The sequence below is a fragment of the Streptomyces erythrochromogenes genome, from assembly GCF_040684695.1.
GTDB classification, from domain to species: domain Bacteria; phylum Actinomycetota; class Actinomycetes; order Streptomycetales; family Streptomycetaceae; genus Streptomyces; species Streptomyces erythrochromogenes_C.
Genome location: NZ_JBFBGM010000011.1, coordinates 73,864 through 94,622, shown reverse-complemented (window position 1 = coordinate 94,622; position 20,759 = coordinate 73,864). Strand labels below are relative to the sequence as shown.

15 protein-coding genes and 2 pseudogenes are annotated in these 20,759 nt (G+C 72.4%); 7 read left to right on the top strand and 10 right to left on the bottom strand.

The annotated features are described in order from the left end of the window. Positions 1–10: 10 nt before the first annotated feature. Complete coding sequence (locus tag AB0O53_RS18360) at positions 11–787, bottom strand: peptidoglycan-binding domain-containing protein (protein WP_365196701.1); 777 nt, start codon at positions 785–787, stop codon at positions 11–13. A 423-nt stretch (positions 788–1,210) separates the two neighbouring features. Between AB0O53_RS18360 and AB0O53_RS18355 the strand changes: the two genes are divergently transcribed. Continuing rightward, the gene (locus AB0O53_RS18355) at positions 1,211–1,678 is read left to right on the top strand and encodes a hypothetical protein (RefSeq protein WP_365196699.1); all 468 of its coding nucleotides are present in this window, start codon (positions 1,211–1,213) and stop codon (positions 1,676–1,678) included. A gap of 10 nt (positions 1,679–1,688) precedes the next feature. Here the strand turns inward: AB0O53_RS18355 and AB0O53_RS18350 are convergent, their stop codons facing one another. After that, positions 1,689–2,006 carry a hypothetical protein gene (locus AB0O53_RS18350; protein ID WP_365196696.1) on the bottom strand — a complete coding sequence of 106 codons (318 nt, stop codon included), beginning with the start codon at positions 2,004–2,006 and terminating at the stop codon, positions 1,689–1,691. A gap of 104 nt (positions 2,007–2,110) precedes the next feature. On the opposite strand from AB0O53_RS18350, the gene AB0O53_RS18345 reads away from it, so the two are divergent. Further along, positions 2,111–2,566, top strand: coding sequence for a hypothetical protein (locus tag AB0O53_RS18345; RefSeq protein WP_403138311.1), 456 nt, complete (start codon positions 2,111–2,113; stop codon positions 2,564–2,566). Positions 2,567–2,660: 94 nt separating this feature from the next. Continuing rightward, complete coding sequence (locus AB0O53_RS18340) at positions 2,661–3,527, top strand: GNAT family N-acetyltransferase (RefSeq protein ID WP_365196693.1); 867 nt, start codon at positions 2,661–2,663, stop codon at positions 3,525–3,527. Here the strand turns inward: AB0O53_RS18340 and AB0O53_RS18335 are convergent. Further along, positions 3,518–4,507, bottom strand: a complete 990-nt coding sequence (locus AB0O53_RS18335; protein ID WP_365196690.1) for a helix-turn-helix transcriptional regulator — start codon at positions 4,505–4,507, stop codon at positions 3,518–3,520. The two genes, AB0O53_RS18340 and AB0O53_RS18335, sit on opposite strands and share 10 nt — an antisense overlap. Before the next feature lie 101 nt (positions 4,508–4,608). Between AB0O53_RS18335 and AB0O53_RS18330 the strand changes: the two genes are divergently transcribed. Then, positions 4,609–5,019: a DUF3224 domain-containing protein gene (locus AB0O53_RS18330; protein ID WP_350993599.1), complete on the top strand. Its 411-nt coding sequence runs from the start codon at positions 4,609–4,611 to the stop codon at positions 5,017–5,019. A gap of 91 nt (positions 5,020–5,110) precedes the next feature. Here AB0O53_RS18330 and AB0O53_RS18325 read toward each other — a convergent pair whose 3' ends face one another. After that, entirely contained in the window at positions 5,111–7,852 is a 2,742-nt protein-coding gene (locus AB0O53_RS18325) for a DNRLRE domain-containing protein (protein ID WP_350993601.1), read from the bottom strand. Between the two features lie 199 nt (positions 7,853–8,051). Continuing rightward, positions 8,052–8,642 (bottom strand): helix-turn-helix domain-containing protein, encoded by a 591-nt coding sequence (locus tag AB0O53_RS18320; protein ID WP_350993602.1) that lies wholly within the window; start codon positions 8,640–8,642, stop codon positions 8,052–8,054. A gap of 79 nt (positions 8,643–8,721) precedes the next feature. Between AB0O53_RS18320 and AB0O53_RS18315 the strand changes: the two genes are divergently transcribed. After that, positions 8,722–10,290 carry an MFS transporter gene (locus AB0O53_RS18315; protein WP_350993603.1) on the top strand — a complete coding sequence of 523 codons (1,569 nt, stop codon included), beginning with the start codon at positions 8,722–8,724 and terminating at the stop codon, positions 10,288–10,290. On the opposite strand, the gene AB0O53_RS18310 is transcribed toward AB0O53_RS18315, so the two are convergent. Beyond that, a complete protein-coding gene (locus AB0O53_RS18310) occupies positions 10,214–12,148 on the bottom strand; it encodes a glycoside hydrolase family 5 protein (RefSeq protein ID WP_365196687.1) in 1,935 nt (644 codons plus the stop codon). The genes AB0O53_RS18315 and AB0O53_RS18310 overlap by 77 nt on opposite strands. 258 nt (positions 12,149–12,406) lie before the next feature. Between AB0O53_RS18310 and AB0O53_RS18305 the strand changes: the two genes are divergently transcribed. Both AB0O53_RS18305 and AB0O53_RS18300 read left to right on the top strand, forming a co-directional pair. Next, positions 12,407–12,709, top strand: coding sequence for a hypothetical protein (locus AB0O53_RS18305; protein WP_350993606.1), 303 nt, complete (start codon positions 12,407–12,409; stop codon positions 12,707–12,709). Positions 12,710–12,749: 40 nt separating this feature from the next. After that, positions 12,750–13,511 (top strand): annotated as a pseudogene (locus tag AB0O53_RS18300) (transposase family protein); the annotation flags it as partial. A gap of 161 nt (positions 13,512–13,672) precedes the next feature. On the opposite strand, the gene AB0O53_RS18295 reads toward AB0O53_RS18300, so the two are convergent. From AB0O53_RS18295 to AB0O53_RS18280, 4 genes and pseudogenes are all read right to left on the bottom strand, one after another. Next, positions 13,673–14,209 (bottom strand): hypothetical protein, encoded by a 537-nt coding sequence (locus tag AB0O53_RS18295; protein WP_365196686.1) that lies wholly within the window; start codon positions 14,207–14,209, stop codon positions 13,673–13,675. Positions 14,210–14,237: 28 nt separating this feature from the next. Beyond that, positions 14,238–15,271, bottom strand: a pseudogene (locus AB0O53_RS18290) (transposase); the annotation flags it as partial. A 79-nt stretch (positions 15,272–15,350) separates the two neighbouring features. Then, positions 15,351–18,494 carry a lantibiotic dehydratase gene (locus AB0O53_RS18285; protein ID WP_365196683.1) on the bottom strand — a complete coding sequence of 1,048 codons (3,144 nt, stop codon included), beginning with the start codon at positions 18,492–18,494 and terminating at the stop codon, positions 15,351–15,353. After that, complete coding sequence (locus AB0O53_RS18280; protein WP_350993610.1) at positions 18,491–19,843, bottom strand: lanthionine synthetase C family protein; 1,353 nt, start codon at positions 19,841–19,843, stop codon at positions 18,491–18,493. The genes AB0O53_RS18285 and AB0O53_RS18280 overlap by 4 nt, the downstream gene beginning before the upstream one ends. Positions 19,844–20,759 lie beyond the last annotated feature (916 nt).

Here is a 20,759-nt window from a genome sequence, read left to right as displayed (position 1 = left end):
GGGACCCCTCCTACCGCAGGGCGGCCTGGGTGTTCGGCCCGTAGACGCCCTGGGGGTCGCCCTTGATGGAGCGGTCGCGCTGGAGCTGGCCGACACCGCGCTTGGTCTGGCCGTCGTAGACGCCGGTGACGGAGACGTACGTGAACCCCTGCCCGTAGAGCATCTCCTGGAGGGCGCGCACCTCGGGCCCGCTGTCGCCCATGCGCAGGGTCGCGTACCCGCTCGACGGCCGCGGGGCCGACGCGCTCGGCGTGGCGGGCTGCTGCGTGCCCGGGCCCGCCGTCGCCTCCGGCGTGCCGGAGGCCGTGGCCGACGGTCGCGCGGACCGGGCGGACGGCTCCGTACCGGGGGACTGCGCGGCGGCCTCCGGACTGCGGGCCGGAAGCACCGGCAGGGACAGGTCGGCCGGCGGCCCGGCCCGGGGCGGCTCCGGATCGGGGCCGGTCAGCAGGAGCACGAGGGCACCGACGGCGGCGAGGGCGAACAGGCCGGCCACGGCCACCGGGAGCCGGCTGCGCCGTCCGGGCCCCGCCGCCTCCCGTACCGGGTGCGCGGCGGGCCTCCGGGCCGCGGTGGGCGCGCCCGTCGGCGCCGTGACCGCGGAATCCGGGCCGTGCGCATGGCCGTACGCCGCCGCGCCGTGTGCCGGGCCGGGGAAGGCGGACGGCCCGGTCTGCGGCCAGGCGGGAGTCTCCGCCCGGGCCGGCGGGCCGGAGGGCGCCACGTACGGGCGTACGAGCAGGGCGTCGTCGGGAGCGAGCCCGTTCTCATCAGGGTGCTGGGACATGGCTGTCTCCCGGCTGGGGCGGGGGCCGGCGCGGCGGTGCGGTGCCGGCCCCCGCCCGGCCGGTCAGGCCCTGCGCCGCCGGGCGGCGGGAGCCTGGGGCGCGTCGGCGCCCCGGGCGCCGGACGTGCCTGGTGCCGGAGAACCGCAGATCACCGGCGGGGCGAGGGGTGAGCGAACCGGTATGGACATCTGCGTATCTCCGAGGTGCGGCCCGAACGGTGGTTCTTGATCGGGCGCACTCTCGCCCTCCGGCCCGGGCCGGGTCAAGCCCCGTGTCCGGTCTGCTCACTTCCGTCCGGTCTGTCGGGCACGATCCGTCAGCCGGGGCTCCCACACGCCCGTCCGTGCCCTCGGCCGCCCGCTGTCACCCGGACGCGTGAGGCGGTGGGCGGGACGCGCCGGGCCGTACGGCAAGGTGGTCGGATGCAGTTACGCCGGGCCCTGCCCCTCTCCCTCGTCGCGCTCCTGGCGAGCGCCGGCTGTGTCTCCGTCGGTCCGCAGGACCCGGCTGCGGTTCCGTCTCCCGTACGGGGGGCCGTGCCGGCGGCCGACGCGCCCGGGCGGGCCGCCTCGCCGGGCCTGCCGCTGGGGCAACTGCCCGCGGCCGTGGCGCCCGAGCCGTCTGCGGACAGCAACCGGGGACCGGCCGCGGACGGGGACGCGGCCGCGGAGGGTGACGGGGACCGGGCTCCCGCCCGGGTCTCGCCCCGTGAGCGGGCGCGCGCGAAGCAGGCGGCCCCGCCCCGGCGGACGCGCGTGCCCGGGGCCGTGACCGCGCACCCGCGCCGCAGGCCGGTGGCGCCGCCCCGGCCGGACGAGCTGTGCGCGGCGGCCGACGGCGTCGTGCCGCCGTCCATCGTCGACCTGTGCGTGCGGCAGTACGAACGCTGACCGGGCAGCCTCAGCCGGCGTGGACCCGGTCGCGGGGGCGCAGGCCGCGGGCGCGGGCGCAGCGGCGGACCGTGTCGCGCCGTGCGGTGCGCAGCCGGTGCAGGGTGGTGTGGCCGCGCCGCTTCCACTCGCCCCGGGGCAGGGCGGCGCGCTGTCCGCCGCCCGCGATCAGGGCGTTGACCGGGGTCATCGGGTCGGCGGCCATCGCCTTGGCGAACAGGACGCCGACCACGAGCGGGACCAGGGCCACGGCCAGGGCCGAGCCGGCGGTGGTCACGTGCTGCATGCGCGGGCGGGCGGTCGCGCTGCGCGGGGCGTCGTCGTTCATGGCCCCATTCGACCAGCGGCGGCGCTCCGGGGAATCGGGGCGGATACTCAGGCCGTTGGGCGTGAGGTACTCAGGTGTGGCACACGGACGGGTGGGTGGTGGGGGTGGTGACGGATCCGGGGCGGGGCTTCGAACCGGCGACCGGCGACGGTGCCGCAGCGCCGCCCGGGCTGCGGGAGGCCGAGGTGCGCACGGCGTACGAGGGCCTGCTGCAGATCCGCCGCCTGGTGGGCGGCTCCGCGGGGGCGGGGGTTCCCGCGCCCTGGGAGGTACGGCAGGTGCCGCGTGCGGTGGCCCTCGTACTGGAGGCGGCGGGGTTCACGCCCTCGGCGCTGGATCCGCAGGGGCGCCGTACGCGGACGGGCTACCGGGTGGCCGCCGGGTCCGGACCGGAACGGGTGGAGGTGACCTGGGTCGGGCCGCCGGGCGGTGGCGCGGCCGGGGAGGAGCAGGAGCGTCTGACGGCCTGCGCGGCGGTGCTGGAGGAGTCGGGGTGGGTGTGCCTGCTGTACCGGGGCCCGCGCCGGCGCCGTTTCCTGGAGGTGGAGCCCCCGCGCTGACCGCCACGGCCGGGGGCCGCGCCGGGCCGGCGGCCGCACCGGGCCGGGGGTAATCCGGTGGCCGCGGGGCCGTGCGCGCGGCGAGACTGGCCCGATGGGCATGCTCGACACACAGGCGGACCGCGTCGGCCGCGGCGAGACCGTGGAATTCCGGCCGACCGGCGGGTCGATGGTGCCGCTGGTGCACAGTCGGCAGAAGGTGCGGGTCGCACCGGCGGACCCGGCCCTGGTCGAGGTGGGCGACATCGTCCTGGCCCGGGTGGCGGGCACGGTCCACCTGCACCTCGTGTCGGCGGTGGACGCACCCCGCCGGCGCGTGCAGATCAGCAACAACCGCGGCCGCGTCAACGGCTGGACCGGGCACGACCGGGTGCTGGGCATCTGTCTTGCCGTGGACGACGTGCCCCGGCCGGGGGCGGCCTCGAAGGTGCGCAGGCCACCGGTCCGTCCGGTCGCCCTGGCCACCTCCCGCCTGGAGCTGCTCCCGCTGCTGCCGGAGCACGCCGACGAGATGGGCCTCGTCCTCGCGGATCCGGCCCTGCACGCCTTCACCGGCGGTGTGCCGCTGTCACGGGAGGCGCTGCGCGCCCGCTACGAGCGGCTCGCCGCGGGCTCCCCGGACCCGGGAGTCGTCTGGGCCAACTGGGTACTGCGGCTGCGCGGGACGGGGAGGCTGGTGGGCACCGTCCAGGCCACGATCACCCCGGCCCGCGGCCTCGCGGAGCTGGCCTGGGTCGTCGGTGTCCCCTGGCAGGGCAGGGGCTTCGCCTCGGAGGCCGCCCGCGCCCTCGCGGCCTGGCTGGAGCGGCTCCCCGTCGACCGTCTCGTCGCCCACGTCCACCCGGACCATGCCGCGTCGGCGGCGGTCGCGCGGGCCTGCGGGCTCCGCCCGACAGGGCATGTCCAGGACGGCGAGGTCCGCTGGCAGTCCGCCGTCCCCCGGCCCGGCGCTCACCCGTAGCGGCCGGCGAGGGTGGCCACCGTTTCGGCGAGGGCGCGGCGCAGTTCGGGCGGGCCGAGCACCTCGGCCTCCGCGCCCAGACGCAGGAGGTCGCCGACGGCGAGGGTCTCGGACTCGACGGCGAGGCTGATCCGGACCCAGCCGTCCGCGTCGGGCGGGCCGGCATCGGCGAGGGCCCGGGTGCCCGCCGCCCCGAACTGCATCGGCAGCAGCTGCCGGCCGCGCGGGGAGAGCCGCACCTGCGCGGTCCGCCGGCGCAGGGCGGCGTCCAGGCGGTCGGTGGACTCCTGCCAGTACGCGGCGAGTTCGAAGCCGGCGGGGCGTTCGAAGCCGTCCTCGGCGGTGTCCACCTCCAGGAACCGGGCGACGCGGTAGGTCCGTACGGCGTCGGCTCCGGCTCCGGCTCCGGCTCCGGCTCCGGCTCCGGCGACCAGGTACCAGATGCCGCCCTTGAGGACGAGGCCCAGCGGGTGGAGTGCGCGCCGTACCTCGCCGCGCGGGCGGTGGTAGCGGGCGTGCAGGACGCGCTGGTCCCAGACGGCCCGGGCGATGCGCGCGAGGTGCGGCACGGGGTCGGCGTCGCGGAACCAGGCCGTCGCGTCGAGGTGGAAGCGCTCCTGGATCCGCCGGGCCCGTCCGGCGAGCCGGCCGGGCAGCGCGGCCTGGAGCTTCAGCTGGGCCGCGGCCAGGTCGGCACCCAGTCCGAGGTCCTGTGCGGGTCCGGGGGCACCGGCCAGGAACAGCGATCCGGCCTCGGCGTCGGTGAGGCCGGTGAGGCGCGTGCGGTAGCCGTCGGCCAGCCGGTAGCCGCCCGCGGGGCCGCGGTCGGCGAGGACGGGGACGCCCGAGGCGCTGAGCGCGTCGATGTCGCGGTAGACCGTGCGCACGGACACCTCCAGCTCGGCGGCGAGCTCGGGGGCGGTCGTCAGGCCGCGGTTCTGGAGCAGCAGGAGCAGGGAGAGGAGCCGGTCGGCGCGCATGGCGGCCATTGTCGCCGTACCTGACAGGAGGTGTCAGGTACGGCTGCCAGCCTGGGGGAACGCCGGGCGGAGGGACCGTCCGGCCGACCGGGAGGACCGTCATGCCCACGCCCGTGGAGACCCGTGGCCGCTTCACCTTCGCCGGCTGGGAGGAGACCCCCGTCGGACCGGTGGGGGCGGCCCCGCGGCTCGCCCGTGCCCACGTCACCAACGCCTTCACCGGTGGCGTCGAGGCGGCCGGCACCAGCTGTGACTACACGATCGCCTACACCGGTGAGAACACCGGGAGTTACAGCGGGATGGAGCTGCTGTCGGGCAGCGTCGACGGCCGCAAGGGCAGCTTCGTGCTGGAGGAGCGCGGCACCTTCGACGCGGGCGGCACCGTCTGCCGTTTCGAGGTGGTCCCCGGCTCCGGTACCGGGGACCTCGTGGGCCTCACCGGTTCCGGCGGCTTCACCTACCGCCACGGCGACACCTCCGTGGAGTACGCCTTCAGCTACGCCCTGGCCTGACCCGGGCCCGGACCTGCCGGGAGGCGCGGACCGGTGTGGTCCGCGCCCCCCTGGCGCCCGGCCGCCTCAGGTCACGGCGCGCCGCCTCAGGTCACGGCGCGCCGAAGGTGAGCGTCAGCTGCGGCGTGCCCTCGCCGGCCTGCGCCTCGGAGGACCACAGCCACAGGGCGTCCGTGCCGGAGCTGCTCAGCGCCAGCCCGAGGCTGCCGCCGAGCGCCCCGGCGACGGGGCCCGTCGTCAGCGTGGCGGTGTGCACCGCCGAGCCGTCCGGGATCCCCGGGTAGCTCCCGAGGGCCGGAGTTCCCAAAGCCGGGCGGTTGTTGTACGTCGTACCGCCCTCGCTCCACGCGCCGGTGACCGGGACGACCGAGACGGTGTCCGTCGTACCGGCGCCGCTCATCGTGCTCGTCTTCACGCCGAGCACGGCCGACTTCAGGACCGTGCCCGCGGGTGCGGCCGGCAGGTCGAAGCGCAGGTAGCTCGCGTAGAAGGAGCTGCCGCGCACCGCGAGCGAGGAGGAGGTGCCGTAGTTCGTCCCGGGGGCGCCCGCGTTGGCGTAGGTGTCCTCCGCGGCGGTGACCTGGACCACCGAGTCGGCCGGGGCGGTGGCGAGGGCGTAGTGGTTCTGCACCTGCGCCGCGCTCAGGACGGTCGGGTAGACGGCGCTCTCGTCGAGCTGTCCCGCCCAGAACTCGCTCGTCGGGCGGTCGGGCCAGCCGCCGAGGCTGTCGCCGCCCGCGTGCCAGTAGCCGGTGTAGTTCTCGTGGGTGGTGACGGCCAGGGTGCCGCGCTGGACGCCGTCCACGTAGAGGGTCATGCCGCCGGGGCCCTGGGTCGCGACGGCATGGTGCCACTGGTTGTCGTTGTACGCGCCGGTGGTGGTGATGGTGCGGGTGGCGCCGGTGTAGACGCCGAAGACCAGCCGGCCGTCGTTGGTCATGTAGAGGTGCTTGTCGTACTGGTTGCTGCCGCGGTCCTGGTTGCTTCCGAAGCCGAAGAGCTTGCCGCCGCGGGTGGTGTTCGTCCGGAACCAGGTCTCGACGGTGTAGGCGCTGCCCACCGTCTGCCGCTTGTCCGCGTAGATCCGGGTGTCCGTGCCGTTGAAGCCGATCGCCGTGCTCGCGCCGGAGACCGCGCCGGGCGTCTGCCGCAGGGCAGGGGCGTTCATGTGCACGCCGTTCTGGTTGCCGCCGGCGGAGGAGTCGGCGACGTAGGGCAGCACCGGGTCGTCGTAGCGCCAGTAGACCTGGGCCCCGTCGGCGCGGACCCGGCTCGGGTAGCTCTCGGGGCCGGTGGGGACGGTCACGCTCGCGGTGGCGGACAGGGCGCTGGTGTTGCCGGCCGCGTCGGAGGCCGTCACCCGGTAGCTGTACGACTGGCCCGCCGCGACGGTCGTGTCCGTCCAGGAGGCCTGCGGGCGCTTGAAGAACAGCGAGTCGGCCGTGACCGTGCCGATCGGGGTGGCCGAGCCGTTGCGGTAGATCCGGTAGGTCAGCGCACTGTCGTCGAGGTCGAGGCTGGTGCGCCAGCGCACCTGGACCTCGCCCGGCGCGAAGCTCGCCGCGCTCGCCACCGGCACGGTGGGCGCACCCGTGTCCCCGGTGGAGGCGAAGCGGGTCAGGCTCTGCTGCGCCGCGCCGTTGACGGTCGTGAACTCACCGCCGACCCACAGGTACTGCACCCCGTTCTTCGAACCGACCTCCATCACGCGCGGGCCGATGCCCTCGCCGATGCCGTCGTTGGTGTCGGGGGACCAGCCCAGCTTGCCGATGCCGCCGGTGGGCTGGGCGAGCAGGTGGTGGCGCTGCCCGTCGGGGAACTCCCCCACGAGGGAGCAGTCGTGCGCGTGCGAGGCGCTGTAGAGGACGTTCTGGTACGGCAGGACGGCCTGGGTGGCGCCGAGGCAGGTGTCGCGCCAGCGCTGGCCGAAGCCCGGCAGGTCGAGGGCGATCCGGCCGTCGAAGACGCCGCCGCCGGTGCCCTCGTTGGCGGTGTAGAAGCCGGTCGCGTCGGTGGCGATGTCCTTGACGACGGAGTTGGTGTCGATGAAGCCGGGGTAGGACTTGGTGAGCGCGCCGCTCGCCGCGTCGACGACGGCCAGCGCGTGGGTGTTCGTCCCGTTGACGGTGAAGAAGTCCCCGCCGAGGACGACGTTCTCGCCATCCGGGGTGACCTCGACGGCGCGTCCGGGCTCGTCGGCGTCGGCGGTGAAGGGCTTGAGGGCTCCGTCGGCGGCGCCGACGGCGGCGAAGCGCTGGCGTGGCTGGCCCGCGACGGTGAGGAAGTCGCCGCCCGCGTAGACCGTGTCGCCGGTGACGGCGAGGGCCCGGACCGTGGCCGCGAAGGCCGGGCGGAAGCCCGTCTTCACCGTGCAGGTCGCCACGTCGATCGCGGCGAGACTGGAGACGGCGGTGCCGTTCACCGCGCCGAAGTACCCGCCGGCGTAGAGCGTCGTCTTGTCCGGGGAGAGGGTGAGCGCGCGGACCGTCGCGGTGCCGGAGCCCACGGTGAAGGACAGCTTGCAGGAGGTCGGCGCGCCCGTCGCGGCGTCCAGCGCCACGAAGTTCACGGCCTGCTGTTCGCTGCCGGCGCCGCCCGCGGGCGGGCGCACGGTGGAGAAGGTGCCGCCGGCGAAGACCTGTCCGCCGGCCTCGGCGAGGGCCCATACGACGCCGTTGGGCTGCCAGGTGGGCAGTGCGTCGGCGGTGAAGGCGACGGGCGGTGTGATGGCGGCCGCCTGCGGGGCGAGGGCGAGGCCCACCAGCCCTGCTCCGGTGGCGGTCAGGGACAAGGACAGGGCGAGAGAGAGCGCCGGCCTACGGGATCTGCGCATGAACCCCCCAGTTGAGTGTGCGGTGCGGCCGGAAGGCGCCACTGGCGAGGCATGGCCGGAAACCGCCGAACAGGTGTCCGCGACGATGCTTACGGGCGCACCTTAGATCGGTTCGGCGCTCCGTTCACCCCACTTGGCGCATTTCGGCGACGAGATCGCGCCAGAACCCGTCCGCCGGCCACTCCTCACCCACGGTCCGCTACTGTCCGCGCGGCTTGGCGCGGACGTGCATGCGCTCCCCCTGGCGTCCGAACAGGCTGAGGATCTCCACGGGCCGCCCCTCGTCCGCGCTGGTGAACCAGTGGGGCAGCCGGGTGTCGAACTCGGCCGCCTCGCCGGGCCCGAGGACCAGGTCGTGGTCGGCGAGGACCAGGCGCAGCCGCCCGTCCAGCACGTAGAGCCACTCGTAGCCCTCGTGCGTCCGGGGATCCGGCTCGGCGCCGCGGTAGGGGATGAGCATCTTGAACGCCTGGAGCGGGCCCGGGCCGCGGGTGAGGGGGACGACCGTCCCGCCGCCCGGCAGGGTCCGGGGCGTCAGCCGCACCCGGGGATCCCCGACCTCCGGGGCGCCGACCAGCTCGTCGAGGGGGACGCGGTAGGCGGCGGCGAGCGGCAGCAGCAGTTCCAGGCTGGGCCGGCGTCCGCCGGACTCCAGCCGGGACAGGGTGCTCCTGGAGATGCCGGTCGCCTCGGAGAGCGCGGCGAGGGTGAGGCCGCTCTTGGCGCGCAGCCTGCGCAGGCGGGGGGCGACCTCGTCGAGGACCGCTTGGTGGTTCGGCGGTGTGTCCATGCCCGCCATTGCACTGCGCCGTCCCGGAATCGGCAACAGGCTTTGCCGTAGAGGCACCGCGGGCCGGAGGCTGCCCGCCATGAACACCACCGCGGTCCCCGCGTCCGCCGCCCGGCCGGCCCTCGTCGGCCTGTCGCTCTCCATGCTGCTCACCGCGCTCGGCACGAGCATCGCCCCCGTCGCCCTGCCCACGCTGGCGCACGCCTTCTCCGCCTCCTTCCAGGAGGTCCAGTGGGTCGTGCTCGCCCATCTCCTCACCGTCACCGCCCTGGTCGTCGGGGCCGGAAGGCTCGGCGACGTCCTCGGCCGCCGCCGGCTGTTCCTGGCCGGCACGGCGCTCTTCACCGGCGCCTCGGTGCTGTGCGGCGCCGCGCCCTCGCTGTGGCTGCTGATCGGCGCGCGGGCGGCCCAGGGGGTCGGCGCGGCCGTCATGATGGCCCTGACCATGGCGTTCGTCGGTGACGCGGTCCCGAAGGCGCGGACCGGCCGCGCCATGGGCCTGCTCGGCACGATGTCCGCGGTGGGCACCGCCCTCGGGCCCTCGCTCGGCGGCGCCCTCATCGCCGGGTTCGGCTGGCGGGCGCTGTTCCTCGCCAATGTGCCGCTGGGCCTGCTGACCCTGTTCCTGGTCCGCCGCCACCTGCCCGCCGACCGGCCGCGCGGCGGGTCCGGGGCAGCGGCCGGAACAGGGCCGACGGCCGGAGCCGGCGCCGGACGCGCCCGCTTCGACGGCGTGGGCACGCTGCTGCTCGCTCTGGCCCTGGCCGCCTACGCCCTCGCCATGACCCTCGGCCGCGACGGTTCCGGTCTCCTGCGCACGGGGCTGCTGCTGGCCGCCGCACTGGGTGCCGGACTCTTCGTACGGTCGCAGGCGCGGGCGGCGTCGCCGCTCCTCCCGCGGTCGGTCCTGCGCACCCCGGGCCTGCGCGCCGCTCTCGCCACGAACGCGCTCGTCTCCACGGTGATGATGACGACGCTGGTCGTCGGCCCCTTCCAGCTCTCCCGCGCACTCGGGCTCGGCACCGCCCTCACCGGGCTCCTCCTGGCGGTCGGCCCCCTGGTGGCCGCCGTGGCGGGGGTGCCCGCCGGGCAGCTCGCCGACCGCTTCGGCGCGCCCCGTACGACCGTCGTCGGCCTGGCGGCGACGGCCGCCGGAGCGCTCGCCCTGGCAGTGGGGCCGGCGGGGTTGGGGGCCGTGGGCTACGTCGCCCCGCTCGCCGTGCTGACCGCCGGGTACGCGGTGTTCCAGACGGCGAACAACGCGGCCGTCATGGCGGACGTTCCGTCGGACCGGCGGGGAGTCGTCTCCGGCGCCCTGGGCCTCTCGCGCAACCTCGGTCTCGTCACGGGCGCCTCCGTCATGGGCGCGGTGTTCGCGCTCGCGGCGGCCGCGGGCGACGTCGCGACGGCGTCCCCCGCGGCCGTGGCCGCCGCCACCCGGATCACCTTCGCGGTGGCGGCCGCCCTCGTCCTCCTCGCTCTCGCTCTCGCTCTCGCCGTCGCCGCGGGCGGCCGGACCCGGTTCCGGCCCCGGTTCCGGCCCCGGTCCGGCGCCGCCCGTACGGCGGACCTCACCCCGCGTCGGGACCCGGCAGGGGACGGCACAGCAGCGCGGCCGGGGACGGACGCGACGCGACCCGGGTCGTGAAGGCGATGCCCGCCGCGTACTCCGTGGGCAGGCACTGGCCCTTGTAGTGGCCGAGGGCGTAGTCGCCGCCGGGGCCGCCGGGCGGGCGGTTGTCGCCGCGGTCGAACCAGAGCGTCCGGCCGCCCGCCGGGAGGGCGGTGCGGGCCGGGGCGCACAGCGCGGCCGAGACCCGCTCGCCGCGCAGGCTGTATCCGGTGAGGAACTGTCCCGCCGGGCACTGGAACTTCGTGTACCCGCCGGCCCAGTCGCCGCCGGCCGGGACGTAGCGCTCGTCGCGGACCACGGTGTGCCCGCCGGTCGGGGCGCGCAGGGCGGAGGTGGTGCACAGGCCGCGGCCGCCGGTGTGGGCGAGGCCGGTGAGGCGGGAGCCGTCGGGGCAGACCGCCTTGCGTGCGCCGCTGTCCCAGTCCCCGCCGGCCCGGGTGAGCAGTGAGGCGTTGTGGTCGCGGTGGTCGGTGGTCAGCTGGTACCAGGAGGTGGTGGCGGGTACGGGCCCGGTGCGCGCGGGGGCCGTGAGGAGCCCCGACCAGCGTGCGGTGCGCCAGTCCCCCGCGTCCAGGACTCCGGAGCGGCGGCCGGCCGCGTCGTAGCGGAGCATCGCCCAGCTGTCGCCGCCGGGTGCGCCCTGCGCGTCGGTGCTCCAGCCGACCAGGGGCCAGTAGGCGAAGTCGGCGTCGGTGCGGGCCAGCTGTCCGGTGAGGCGGTCGAACCAGGTCCGCGGGGCGGCGCCGGTCTCGTCGGCCCCGATGCCGAACTCGCTGATCCAGACGGGGGCGGTGAAGTGCGCGCCGGTCTCCGCGGAGACGAAGAAGGCCTGGTCGTAGAGGGTCTGTTCGAGCTGCGCCGCGCTCATGTCCTGGTAGCGCAGGTCGCTGGTCTCACCGATGCCGGTGGCTCCGCTGTGGTGGGGGCCGGTGTACCCGTAGAAGTGGGCGGAGTAGACGAGCTTGTCGGAGACGACCAGGGTGTGCGAGAGGGTCCGCGCGGGGGTGAGGGTGGGGCGGCCGTGCGGGAAGCCGTCGATCGGCAGGCCGTACCAGTTGATGCCCTCGACCACGATCAGCAGGTTCGGGTTGGCCTCGGTGAGGATGCGGTCGGCGGCCTCCTGGGCCGCGGCGTGCCAGTCGTGGTTGTCGCCGAGGCCCCAGTTGGGGTCGTCCCAGACGTCCCGGCGGACCTCGTTGTAGAGGTCGGCGCCGACCACGCGCGGGTTGTCCCGGTAGCGGCGGGCGAGGAAGACCCAGTCGTCGGCCCACTGGGCCGTGGAGCGGCCGCTGTTCCAGCGCTCGTTGCCGTCGAGGCCGCAGCACCAGCGGGTGGTGACGGTGTGGTTGTTGAGGATGACGGCGAAACCGCCGTCGGTCAGGGCCGCGACCACCGCGTCGAAGATCTGGAGGGGGGTGCGTCCGCGCAGGGCCGGGTTGGCGGCGACGGCCGCGTCCGGGACCGGGGTGGTGGTCCGCAGCATCTCGTTGGAGAAGGGCAGCCGGATGCTGTTGAGGCCCAGGGCGCGGAAGTCGGCCAGCAGGGTGGGCAGCGGGACGCGGTCGAGGCCGAGCGGGATGCCGTTCGCGTTCTGGCCGCTGTGGTGCGTGGCGGGGTCGTTGCGGTCGCCCGAGCCGTTCCAGGAGCCCTGGGCTCCGTCCCAGTTGCCGGAGCGCAGCCGGAAGCGGTTGCCCTGAGCGTCGACGATGTACCGGCCGCGCGTGGACAGCGGCGGCGTCCAGGCCTCGGCGGCGCCGGCGGTCGTGGCCGCCTCGGGCGCCGGGCCGGCCTCGGGTGTCGCGGCGGCCTGGGCGGGCAGGGCGCCGGCCGTGAGCAGCAGGGCGCACAGGACGGCGCGTAACAGGCTCTTCATTTCGCTCCCACCGGGTCCGGCCGCCCGGCCGGGCGGTTGCCGCGGGCCAAGTTACCGGCGGGTCGCCGCCGGGGGAAGTCGAACGCCCGCACGCTTTCGGGGGTGCTCCGCGGCTGTCGCGGCCCGGGCCGGAACCACCGGATCCGGCCGCCCGCGCCCGCTCACGCAGGGTCACCCTGCGGAAACGGCCCCGCGCCGCTCCGCGCCCCTCTACCGTGCCCTGAGGGAACGGGGGCGCGACGGCGGAGGGCGGGGCGGATGAACGACGAAGAGGACATGCGGCTGGCGGGGATGACGCCCGAGATCTCCCGGCGCACCCTCGTCATGCTGCGCGGCCTCGCCGGCCTGGAGCCGCCCGAGCAGGTCCCGGAGGAGGCCATGGTCGTGGCCGACGCGGTCCTGGCCGAGTACGGCACCGACGGGCTCCGGGTCCTGGTGATGACGCTGGCGGCCTGGGCCACGGCCCAGATCGAGAACGTCGCCGAGCTGAGCGGCCGCAGCCACGAGGCGGTGCTGGACGCGATGGAACTGGCATGCCTGGAGGCGAACGCGGAGGACTAAAGGGTGTTGCAGAACGCTCACTTCCGGGCATTTTGCCTGTATGGGTGGGGAGTTGAGGGCTGAGCCGGTGTGGGTGGAGACGTTCACGGGCTTGCGGATGGACCGGTTCGCGAAGCTGGTGAAAGTGGTGAAAGAGCGGGGCGGGACCGGTCCCGGTGGTGGCAGGCCGTGGTGTCTGCCGCTGGCCGACCGGGTCCTGCTGGTGGCCGTCTACTACCGCACGAACCTCACCATGCGGCAGCTCGCCCCACTGTTCGGGATCTCCCCGACCACCGTCTGCCGGGTCGTCCACCGCCTGCGTCCGTTACTGGCCCTGGAGCCAGCCCTGCGGCCGGTTGCCGACGTCGACCGGCTGTGGATCGTGGACGGAACCTTGATCCCGGTCCGCGACCGCACCGTCGGCGCCTCGTCAAGGAACTACCGGTTCTCGGCGAACGTGCAGGTCATCATCGACGCGGACAGCCGCCTGGTCGTCGCCTCGGCCCGGCCGGCGCCGGGGAACAAGGCCGATGCCCACGTGTGGCGGGAGTCGGGTCTGTCGGCCGCGGCCGCCGGAACCACGGTGATCGCGGACGGCGCCTACCTCGGCACCGGCCTGATCGTCCCGCACCGCAAGAGAGCAGGACGTCCGCTCCTGCGCGGACAGGAGGAGGACAACGCCGAACACCGCCGGGTCCGCGCCCGCGTCGAGCACGCCTTCGCCCGCATGAAGAATTGGAAGATCCTCCGTGACTGCCGCCAGAAAGGAGACTGCCTCCACCACGCGGTCCAGGCCGTCGCCACCCTGCACAACCGCACCCTGACACGGTCAAACAACAGGCCAGACATCACTCAGACCTGCCCGAAACAGACCTGCTGCAACACCCATTAGCTTGACGTTTGACCTCAGTGCGACGGTTCCAAGGCAGGCAGTCAGCATCAAGTCAAGCCGGAGCACACTCGCGTAGCCTGGATCCGGCAAGGTCACGGGCCTGTGTTGCCCTCGAAAGCGCCCAGGTTGATCAGGCTTATTCGATCGTCCCAGGCGTCCCACCGCACATGCTTCTGCGCGCCCCAGTAGTAGTTGTCGTAGCCCATGAGGTCGCCATACGCCTCGTCTTCGTGCGCCCTGTCGGGTGTGCCGAACACAGCCAGGAGATCCTCGTACGAGTTCAGGTGGGCGAAATGGGAGAGATGAGGTCCGTAGATCGCGAAGCCGACGACGGCCCCGGCTCGAATCTTGTAGGTGAGCTTGTCGGCGCAGTACAAGAACCCGTCTGACTGGGCAGCGTGGTCGACGACCTCGTCGAGGGTCAGCCGCCGCCCGTCGGCGTTGTAGTACTCGCTGTCGATGTTGGTCCCGCCGCGGTACCGGGCGACTATGGAGGACTGGGCCTGGATGATGATCCGGCGTGGAATGCTGGCGGCTGGTGCTCCCAGGGGCGTGCCGCCCATCTCGACGGTCGTGAGGTCGAGGCGTGGTCGGGACAGCACGTCCAGGTTGTCGAGGATCTCGATCATCGTCAGAGTCTAGGCTTGGCCTGCATCCAGTGCGCCGGGGTTTGGTGCCGACCTTGTGGTGGGCGCGGCGGGTGTAGGGCTCGCCGGTGGCGAGGACGCGTCCGACGTCGTAACGGGCGGCGGGCCGCAGGTTCTTCGAGCCGGGTGGGCGGCCGGGGCCGGGTCGGGTGGGTTTCGGTGCACGGGCGGGCGTGCCCGTCTTCGCGTGCAGGTTCCTGAACCCCCGGCGGACGCGGGCCGGGGTGAGTCTGTTCGGTTCCGCCGGTCGCTCCCACGGCCGGCGGAGATCCGCGGTGAGGGGACGGGCGAGGCGGAGTTGAGCGTGGGCGGCCAGGACGAGCCAGGTCCAGCGGTCGGCCGCGGCGGAGTCGCGGAGCCTGGGCCGGGTCCAGCCGAGGGTCTGCTTGAGCAGGCGGAAGGTGTGTTCGACGTCGAACCTTCGTAGGAGCGCCCGCCAACACCGATCGACATCCTCAGGCCGCGGCCCCGATGCCCGACCACCCCAGCCAGACCGGCTTGTTGACCCCGCCGCTGGGCAGCTTCGCCACAGTCAACCGGATGACCGTGCCCTCGATGATCGGCAGCGGTCCTTCGTAGTTCCCCCACGCGGCCCTGCGGGTCAGCCGGGGGTGGACCTGGTCCCACGCCCGGGCGGTCGCGGTCCCGTACCGCTCCGTGTGTGGCAGAACGACCGATCCGAGCACGTGTCCGCGTCCGGCCGCAACCACGGAGAGACGTCCACCGCGAGCACCAGACGCCCGTCGGCGGCCCGGGGCAATGGCACCCCGACCAGGGCTCGGCGGAGCCGTTCGACGTCGACCCGGCCCCGGTTGAGTCCGCGTAGAGCGCGCCGTGTCCGCGACGGCGCTCGGGGGCGAGGGCAAGGTCCACGAGCGTGCGGACCGGACCGTCGGTGCACAACAACGCGTCGCACAGCTGGAACAGGGCGCCACCCCGGGAGAACAGGGACGCGTACATCTCCGCGCGGAACCCGGTCACCGCGGCGAACGCGTCTCGTTGAACCCCGTACTCGACCTGTTCCACGATCCGGCAGTGCGGCATGGTCGAGTCTCACAGCGCCCCCGCTCGGAACGCTCACCCCTGACAGGCCTTTCAGCCACCCGTCCGAACAAGGTCGAGGTCACCGCTCGAACGGAGCCCGGAACAAACCTGCGCGGGTTCGTCGGAGCAGTTCGAGAACCAGACGCTCCTGGTTTCTGTCCGTACCAAGGAGGCGGTTTGCATGCATGTGGACGTAGTGGCGGTTCAGCACGGTGCGCGAACACTGCAGCTTGTTGTCGCGGTGCAGCAGGTCGAGGAGGTCGAGGGCCGGTCTGAGTGCCAGGCGCCGGGCCCGCAACAGGCGAGTGGTCTCCGCATCACAGGCTCCGGGGCAGCCGAGTACGCGTCGGAGGGTTGCCTTGCGCTCACGGTAGGCGTTGCCGCCCATGCGTGAGGAGAGCGGGAAGGGCTCGTAGGAGAAGCGCGCTCTCTCCTCCGGGTCCACGCCGAAACAGTCGAGCAGGTCATCGATACTGATCACCGCGAGGTCCTGCATGCCGACTGTGATCAGGCCCTCCTTGCTCGCCTGTAGCAGGTCGCCGACAAGCGGACTGTCTGCGGTGAAAATCGCTTCCGCCGCCCGCATCCCGGCCTCACCGCCATAGCGCTCGACCTCGCGTTCGTACGTTTCGAATGAGAACCTCGTGCAGATGCCGCTTGCCGACAGGTCGGCTGCCCACGCGCAGACCTGTTCCAGCAGCGGACCGATGAGGGCGGACGGTTCTCCATGGAGCCGGACGCGCAGGTGTGGTTCCGGGTCGGCGTAGCGGACGAAGTACCAGCCGTCGCACAGCCCCGAATGCGTCGCAAATTCCCCGAAGGCCCGCAGCGGACCCGCAACCACTTCGTCCTGCTGCCAGAGGCTGCAGTACAGCTTCAGATAAAGCCAGTCGCTGCCCGGCGGGCGGAGCCGGGAAGGCGGCTCAACGACTTCGACAGGAGGCAGTGGACATGCGGGGGTATCGGCCTCGCGTCGGGTGGGACGCTGAACCAGGGGGACCACGATCTCACACAGGTGATCACCCGCCTCTCCAGGCAGCCACGCGTCATGAGGGCCTGGCAGCGCTTCCTGGACCACTGCCGAGCCGCCTGCGGGAAGCCCTTTCAGCTCTTCCCGCAGCAGCTCGACATCCTGTGGTGACGTGAGATCAAGGAGCAGCCGGTTGTCACCGACGGCCAGGTAGACGTCCCGAGGAACGCCCCATTTGATTTGCCACGCACACAATGCACTGGCGAAGCGGTCGCTGGAGTCGGGACGTAGCTCGCCGTCGGGATCGAGGCGCCACTGGGCGAGGGAAAGGATGCTGCGGCCACGCTGTATCCGAGGCAGGAACGGGAGGCCAGCGGCCGGGCCCCAGGAGAACGGCATGAATTGGCAGCGTCCGTCGGTCGCGGCATCGAGCAGGAAGCGAGCGGCGGCGGGTGCCATCCGGGAGTTGAGCATGTGTCCCTGATGTCCGACCACTTCCGCTCCTCCCTCGGGCCAGCTCACGACGAAGCGCCCGGACCGGACGCCGACCATGAGTTCTTCGAGGGGCACGACGCTCTCGGTCGGCACACCTGGCCAGCTGCCGATGACGATCTCGTGTGATCGCATCGCGGGCCTGATCGCCACGTTGGCGGCACGAGCCCGCTCTGGTGCGTAGACCAGCTCGGCCATCACCGTGTCAGGGAGCAACTGCTGCTCTGCTTGTACGACCTCCTCCAGCGCGGCGTGCGCGGCAGGTCCCAGCAGCGCGGCGAAGCGCCCGAGGCCACGGCCCGCAGCAGGTGCACCGAGGTTTGGCCCGACGACGAGTTGGAAATCGCCGGCATCGAGGGCCGGGAGGGACGGGGCCGTGAGGAACAGTGAGAGGTCCAGCGACAGAGGGCAGTTGTCGGGGGTGGGATTCGAGGTGGTCAGGCAGGCGATCTGTTCGTCATCGAGCTCCACTACTGTTCGATGATCACGGTTGGCCTGCAGTGCGAGAGTGAGAAGCAGTTGGTTGCGCCTCTGATGGTCTCGTGTCTCGCCTCCGTTCGTGGTGCGATCGTACGGAGTTCCAAGCCCCGTTGAGGGATCGAGCAACTCCAGCAGCCGGACCTGACGCTCGGCCCCGTACCGGGCCTCGAAAGCATGCCGGTAGCTTTCCAACGCCTGTGTGCTGGCCGGACGAGGACTGAGCCGGAGGAGGAGCTCGGCTGTGGTGGCTGCTTCGGCACCCACAGTGGTGTGCAATCCCATGCCTTGGAGGGCGAGTGCCATGTCGGTCTGCACGAGGCTTCGGGTGGCCCGACCAGCGTCCGACGAAGCTGGGTGAATCCGCTCCATACGGCGGGAAAGGGCCGACCAGTGCGCGGCTCGCTCGGTGAGTGCGATCAGGTCCCAGCGGGCCAGCTCCTCCATCAGCGCTTCGAGCTCGCAAGCCGTCTGCTGGCCTGCGGGAATCGCGGCCAGGCATGTGAATACATGCGAAGCCGGGTCGCCTCCGGTGAGAGGTGGGTGAAGTTCCGAGAGGAGGAAGCCTTGGGCGCAGAGCTCGTCCACCAAGTGGGCGGCGATCTCGGGCGTGGCGCCGGGAATGCGCAGGACTTCGCTCGCCAGTTGTGCCGGTGTGGCGGGGACCCGGGCTGCTTCGAGCACACACCGGACCGCCTCGGTGGCGCGAATGGATGTGCCGGCATGGGGACCATCGGGCACCAAGGCCCGATTGCCCTGCATCGTGACCGTCGAATCCGTGATGTAACGCAGCCCGGCGCGGATGGCGGGGTCGCGTTCGGCTCGAGCGACCAGATCGAGCAACCACGACATGTCGGGGCGGGTATGCGTGCGCGGGGGCGAGGCAGCAAGGGCGAGGTCCGTCGCCGAGGCCCATTTCAGCAGTGCGACACCCGCGAAGAGCCCGAAGGGCGTCGGCCGGGTACTCATCCTTGTGACGTACCGTCGCACCTTCCGGCGTAGCCGCGGTGCTTCCTGGCTCGACGGACGTGTTCTCTCCAGCGCGGCGGCCAGATCGGGACTTGCGAGCGCGATCGCAACCCGTACCCGCGGATCACGGGGCAGGAGAGAGCCGCTGGAAGTAGCCGCCGCCGATGCACACCGGGCACTCACGGGAAGTAGCGGAGCTCTCGCCAGCGCCCACGGCAGCGGCTCGTACAGTGATGTACTCGCCGTCCCGGCAGCTCGGCCGGGGTTCCCCTCGCTGCTGGGGCGCGACCTGGCCGCGGGTTCGTTCCTGGTCATGACAGAAGGAACATTCGGTCCCAGGCCGGCTCGGCACCGGTTGCGGCGGCGAGAAGCACCATCGCAACCCCGGATGCCCCGCTGAGAAGGTCTGCTCGATCCACGTAGTTGCTTCCCCGTTCCAAGTCCGCGTAGCCGAAGGGCCTGTCGTGTTCGTAGGCTCCCAGCAACTGATCGACGAGCTTTCGGGCCCCGCCGGCCAGCACTTCGTCGCCCGTGTCGTGAGCGAATCTCAGAACGATGTGAAGCAAACCGGATACTCCGTGGCAGAAGGTCGATGAATCGACGTGCCGCTGGTCGACGGGGCTCCGGAGCACGCTTGCGATCGCCTCGACCGCCAGACGACGCCAGCCTGAGTGCTCCAGCGCCTCGCCTGCCAGCCACAGGGCTCGGGCGACCCCGGGGCCTCCGTAGCACCAGGCGCTGCGTGCGCGCCTGGAGCCACCGGCGGGTGGCAGTGGCCCGGTCGGCGGGGCAAGCGGAAGAGCCGCCGGCCAAGCGGCTCCCCAGGCATCGTGGACCTGATGGGCGACGAGCCATCCGGCGAGACTGCTGACGGCTTCGGCCTGCCCGGGCACCTCGTACCCCGCGCACAGGGCAAGCGACAGCACGGCCAGCGGACCCGGTATGCCGTGCGCAAGACCGCAGTTGAGACATCCCGACGGGAAGAAGTCGCGCATAGGGTCATTGCGGAGGAACTCGGGCGGGGTGGCCCAGCGAGGGATGCCATCCGTCGGTGCGGCCAGCTGGACCAGAGCCGTGAGGAGCTCTGGCAGAAGGCGGTACGGGTCTCTTGCCAGGAGGTACGCCGCAATCCCGCTCGCCCCGGAGACCACGTCGAAGGCGCTCACCGGCATGCCGGTGGCATCCCTCCGAAGTTGCGCCGCGATCGACGCCGCGCGGGGCACAAGATCCTGGTCGAGGGCGGATAGCAAGCGTCGATATCGCTCGCCGTCCCGGCTGAGCGAATGTACTGCGAAAGCCAGGCCGCTCAGACCGGCAAAGAGGCCAGAGCTGAGCTGGGGGGACCGCTGTGCGGCGCGCGTGCTGGCGACGAGGAATTCGTGGCCGACCGCGTCCCAACCCGCGTTCGGCAGACACTGATCGACGTAGGAGCACACCATGGCGATCCCGGCGTTACCACTGGCAAGCCCGTGTGGTTGCCAAACGATCGCGTCCGGAAACTGCGTCTGGCGATGTGCAGCGGCCAGCGCCTCCATCAGGATTCTATGGTTGGTGACGCGCCCGACGATGTCCTGGGCAACGAACAGCGCTGCACTTTGCTGGCCCGCGCTGAGGATGCTCGTCCAGGGACGAGCGGACTTCGTCTGGAGAGGGGAATCCGGCACCGGACCTCCAAGGTTGGAAGGCGTGCCTGCTCAGGAAAGCGTTCGCGCGACGGTGACGGCTAGCAAGTGCCAACGCAGAAGGTGGGGACATCGGTCGGGTTCGGAATGGGGTCCGGGTCATCCGTGTAACAGCCGCGCCCCTCACCCCGGCAGGTCAGTTCTCCACAGGTGGAGCACGTCTCACCGCAGGTGAGATAGCAGGTACAGGTCCAACTGTCCGACCACTGCTCCTCTGGACACGTTTCACTGCTATTGCAGCAGTCGGTATAATATCCCGTTTGAGTGGAATTCTCATACGTGCGGCGGGATCTACTGGGAATGCGCTGGATATCGAGATCGAATTCATCGGGATAGCGTACTGAGCGGCTACGCGTGTACTCGATCTCCGCCCCCTTCTTGAAGGTGATTCTAGTCGCTTCCTCATCGGGGAATGGCGGGCGATCCGGAGGGATACGAGAGACACTCACCACGTCTTCGGTGGCGAATTCCGCGAAATGGTCGAGCCTTTCTGTGAAGTACAAGCGCCGATGCCCCGGACGGTCGCTGTCTCCCAAGAGACCCTTCAGCGTCAAACCCGCGACTGGGGGCTCGCTCGGTGTCGGCCGCAACTCGTCGACCAATGGATCTTGAGGACCGTTAATGTCCTTGAATCTGTAACGACCTGCAGCGTCGGCTTGATCAGGCATCGTCTGCTCCTCTTGGGAGCTGTGGGACCACCGCCTGCGAATCGTGGGCAGCTCCCCAACGGCTGGGCCTCGGAGCCGGAACCCTTCTTCCAGTGTCTGTCGCTCGGCGAGCGTCTGCCAACCGAGCAACGGACGGCGCAACCGCGCTGTACGGGGGTTCGACTGAGACTGTGTCCTGCGAGGGGGTTGCAGGGGTCGCAGATGTGCGCGGCTTCGAGTGACGCCGGCCG

What these genes read in the sequence shown, in the direction of transcription:
- AB0O53_RS18360 (WP_365196701.1), bottom strand. Translation starts at nt 787, where the DNA reads ATGTCCCAGCACCCTGATGAGAACGGGCTCGCTCCCGACGACGCCCTG.
- AB0O53_RS18355 (WP_365196699.1), top strand. Translation starts at nt 1,211, where the DNA reads ATGCAGTTACGCCGGGCCCTGCCCCTCTCCCTCGTCGCGCTCCTGGCG.
- AB0O53_RS18350 (WP_365196696.1), bottom strand. Translation starts at nt 2,006, where the DNA reads ATGAACGACGACGCCCCGCGCAGCGCGACCGCCCGCCCGCGCATGCAG.
- AB0O53_RS18340 (WP_365196693.1), top strand. Translation starts at nt 2,661, where the DNA reads ATGGGCATGCTCGACACACAGGCGGACCGCGTCGGCCGCGGCGAGACC.
- AB0O53_RS18335 (WP_365196690.1), bottom strand. Translation starts at nt 4,507, where the DNA reads ATGCGCGCCGACCGGCTCCTCTCCCTGCTCCTGCTGCTCCAGAACCGC.
- AB0O53_RS18330 (WP_350993599.1), top strand. Translation starts at nt 4,609, where the DNA reads ATGCCCACGCCCGTGGAGACCCGTGGCCGCTTCACCTTCGCCGGCTGG.
- AB0O53_RS18325 (WP_350993601.1), bottom strand. Translation starts at nt 7,852, where the DNA reads ATGCGCAGATCCCGTAGGCCGGCGCTCTCTCTCGCCCTGTCCTTGTCC.
- AB0O53_RS18320 (WP_350993602.1), bottom strand. Translation starts at nt 8,642, where the DNA reads ATGGACACACCGCCGAACCACCAAGCGGTCCTCGACGAGGTCGCCCCC.
- AB0O53_RS18315 (WP_350993603.1), top strand. Translation starts at nt 8,722, where the DNA reads ATGAACACCACCGCGGTCCCCGCGTCCGCCGCCCGGCCGGCCCTCGTC.
- AB0O53_RS18310 (WP_365196687.1), bottom strand. Translation starts at nt 12,148, where the DNA reads ATGAAGAGCCTGTTACGCGCCGTCCTGTGCGCCCTGCTGCTCACGGCC.
- AB0O53_RS18305 (WP_350993606.1), top strand. Translation starts at nt 12,407, where the DNA reads ATGAACGACGAAGAGGACATGCGGCTGGCGGGGATGACGCCCGAGATC.
- AB0O53_RS18295 (WP_365196686.1), bottom strand. Translation starts at nt 14,209, where the DNA reads ATGATCGAGATCCTCGACAACCTGGACGTGCTGTCCCGACCACGCCTC.
- AB0O53_RS18285 (WP_365196683.1), bottom strand. Translation starts at nt 18,494, where the DNA reads ATGACCAGGAACGAACCCGCGGCCAGGTCGCGCCCCAGCAGCGAGGGG.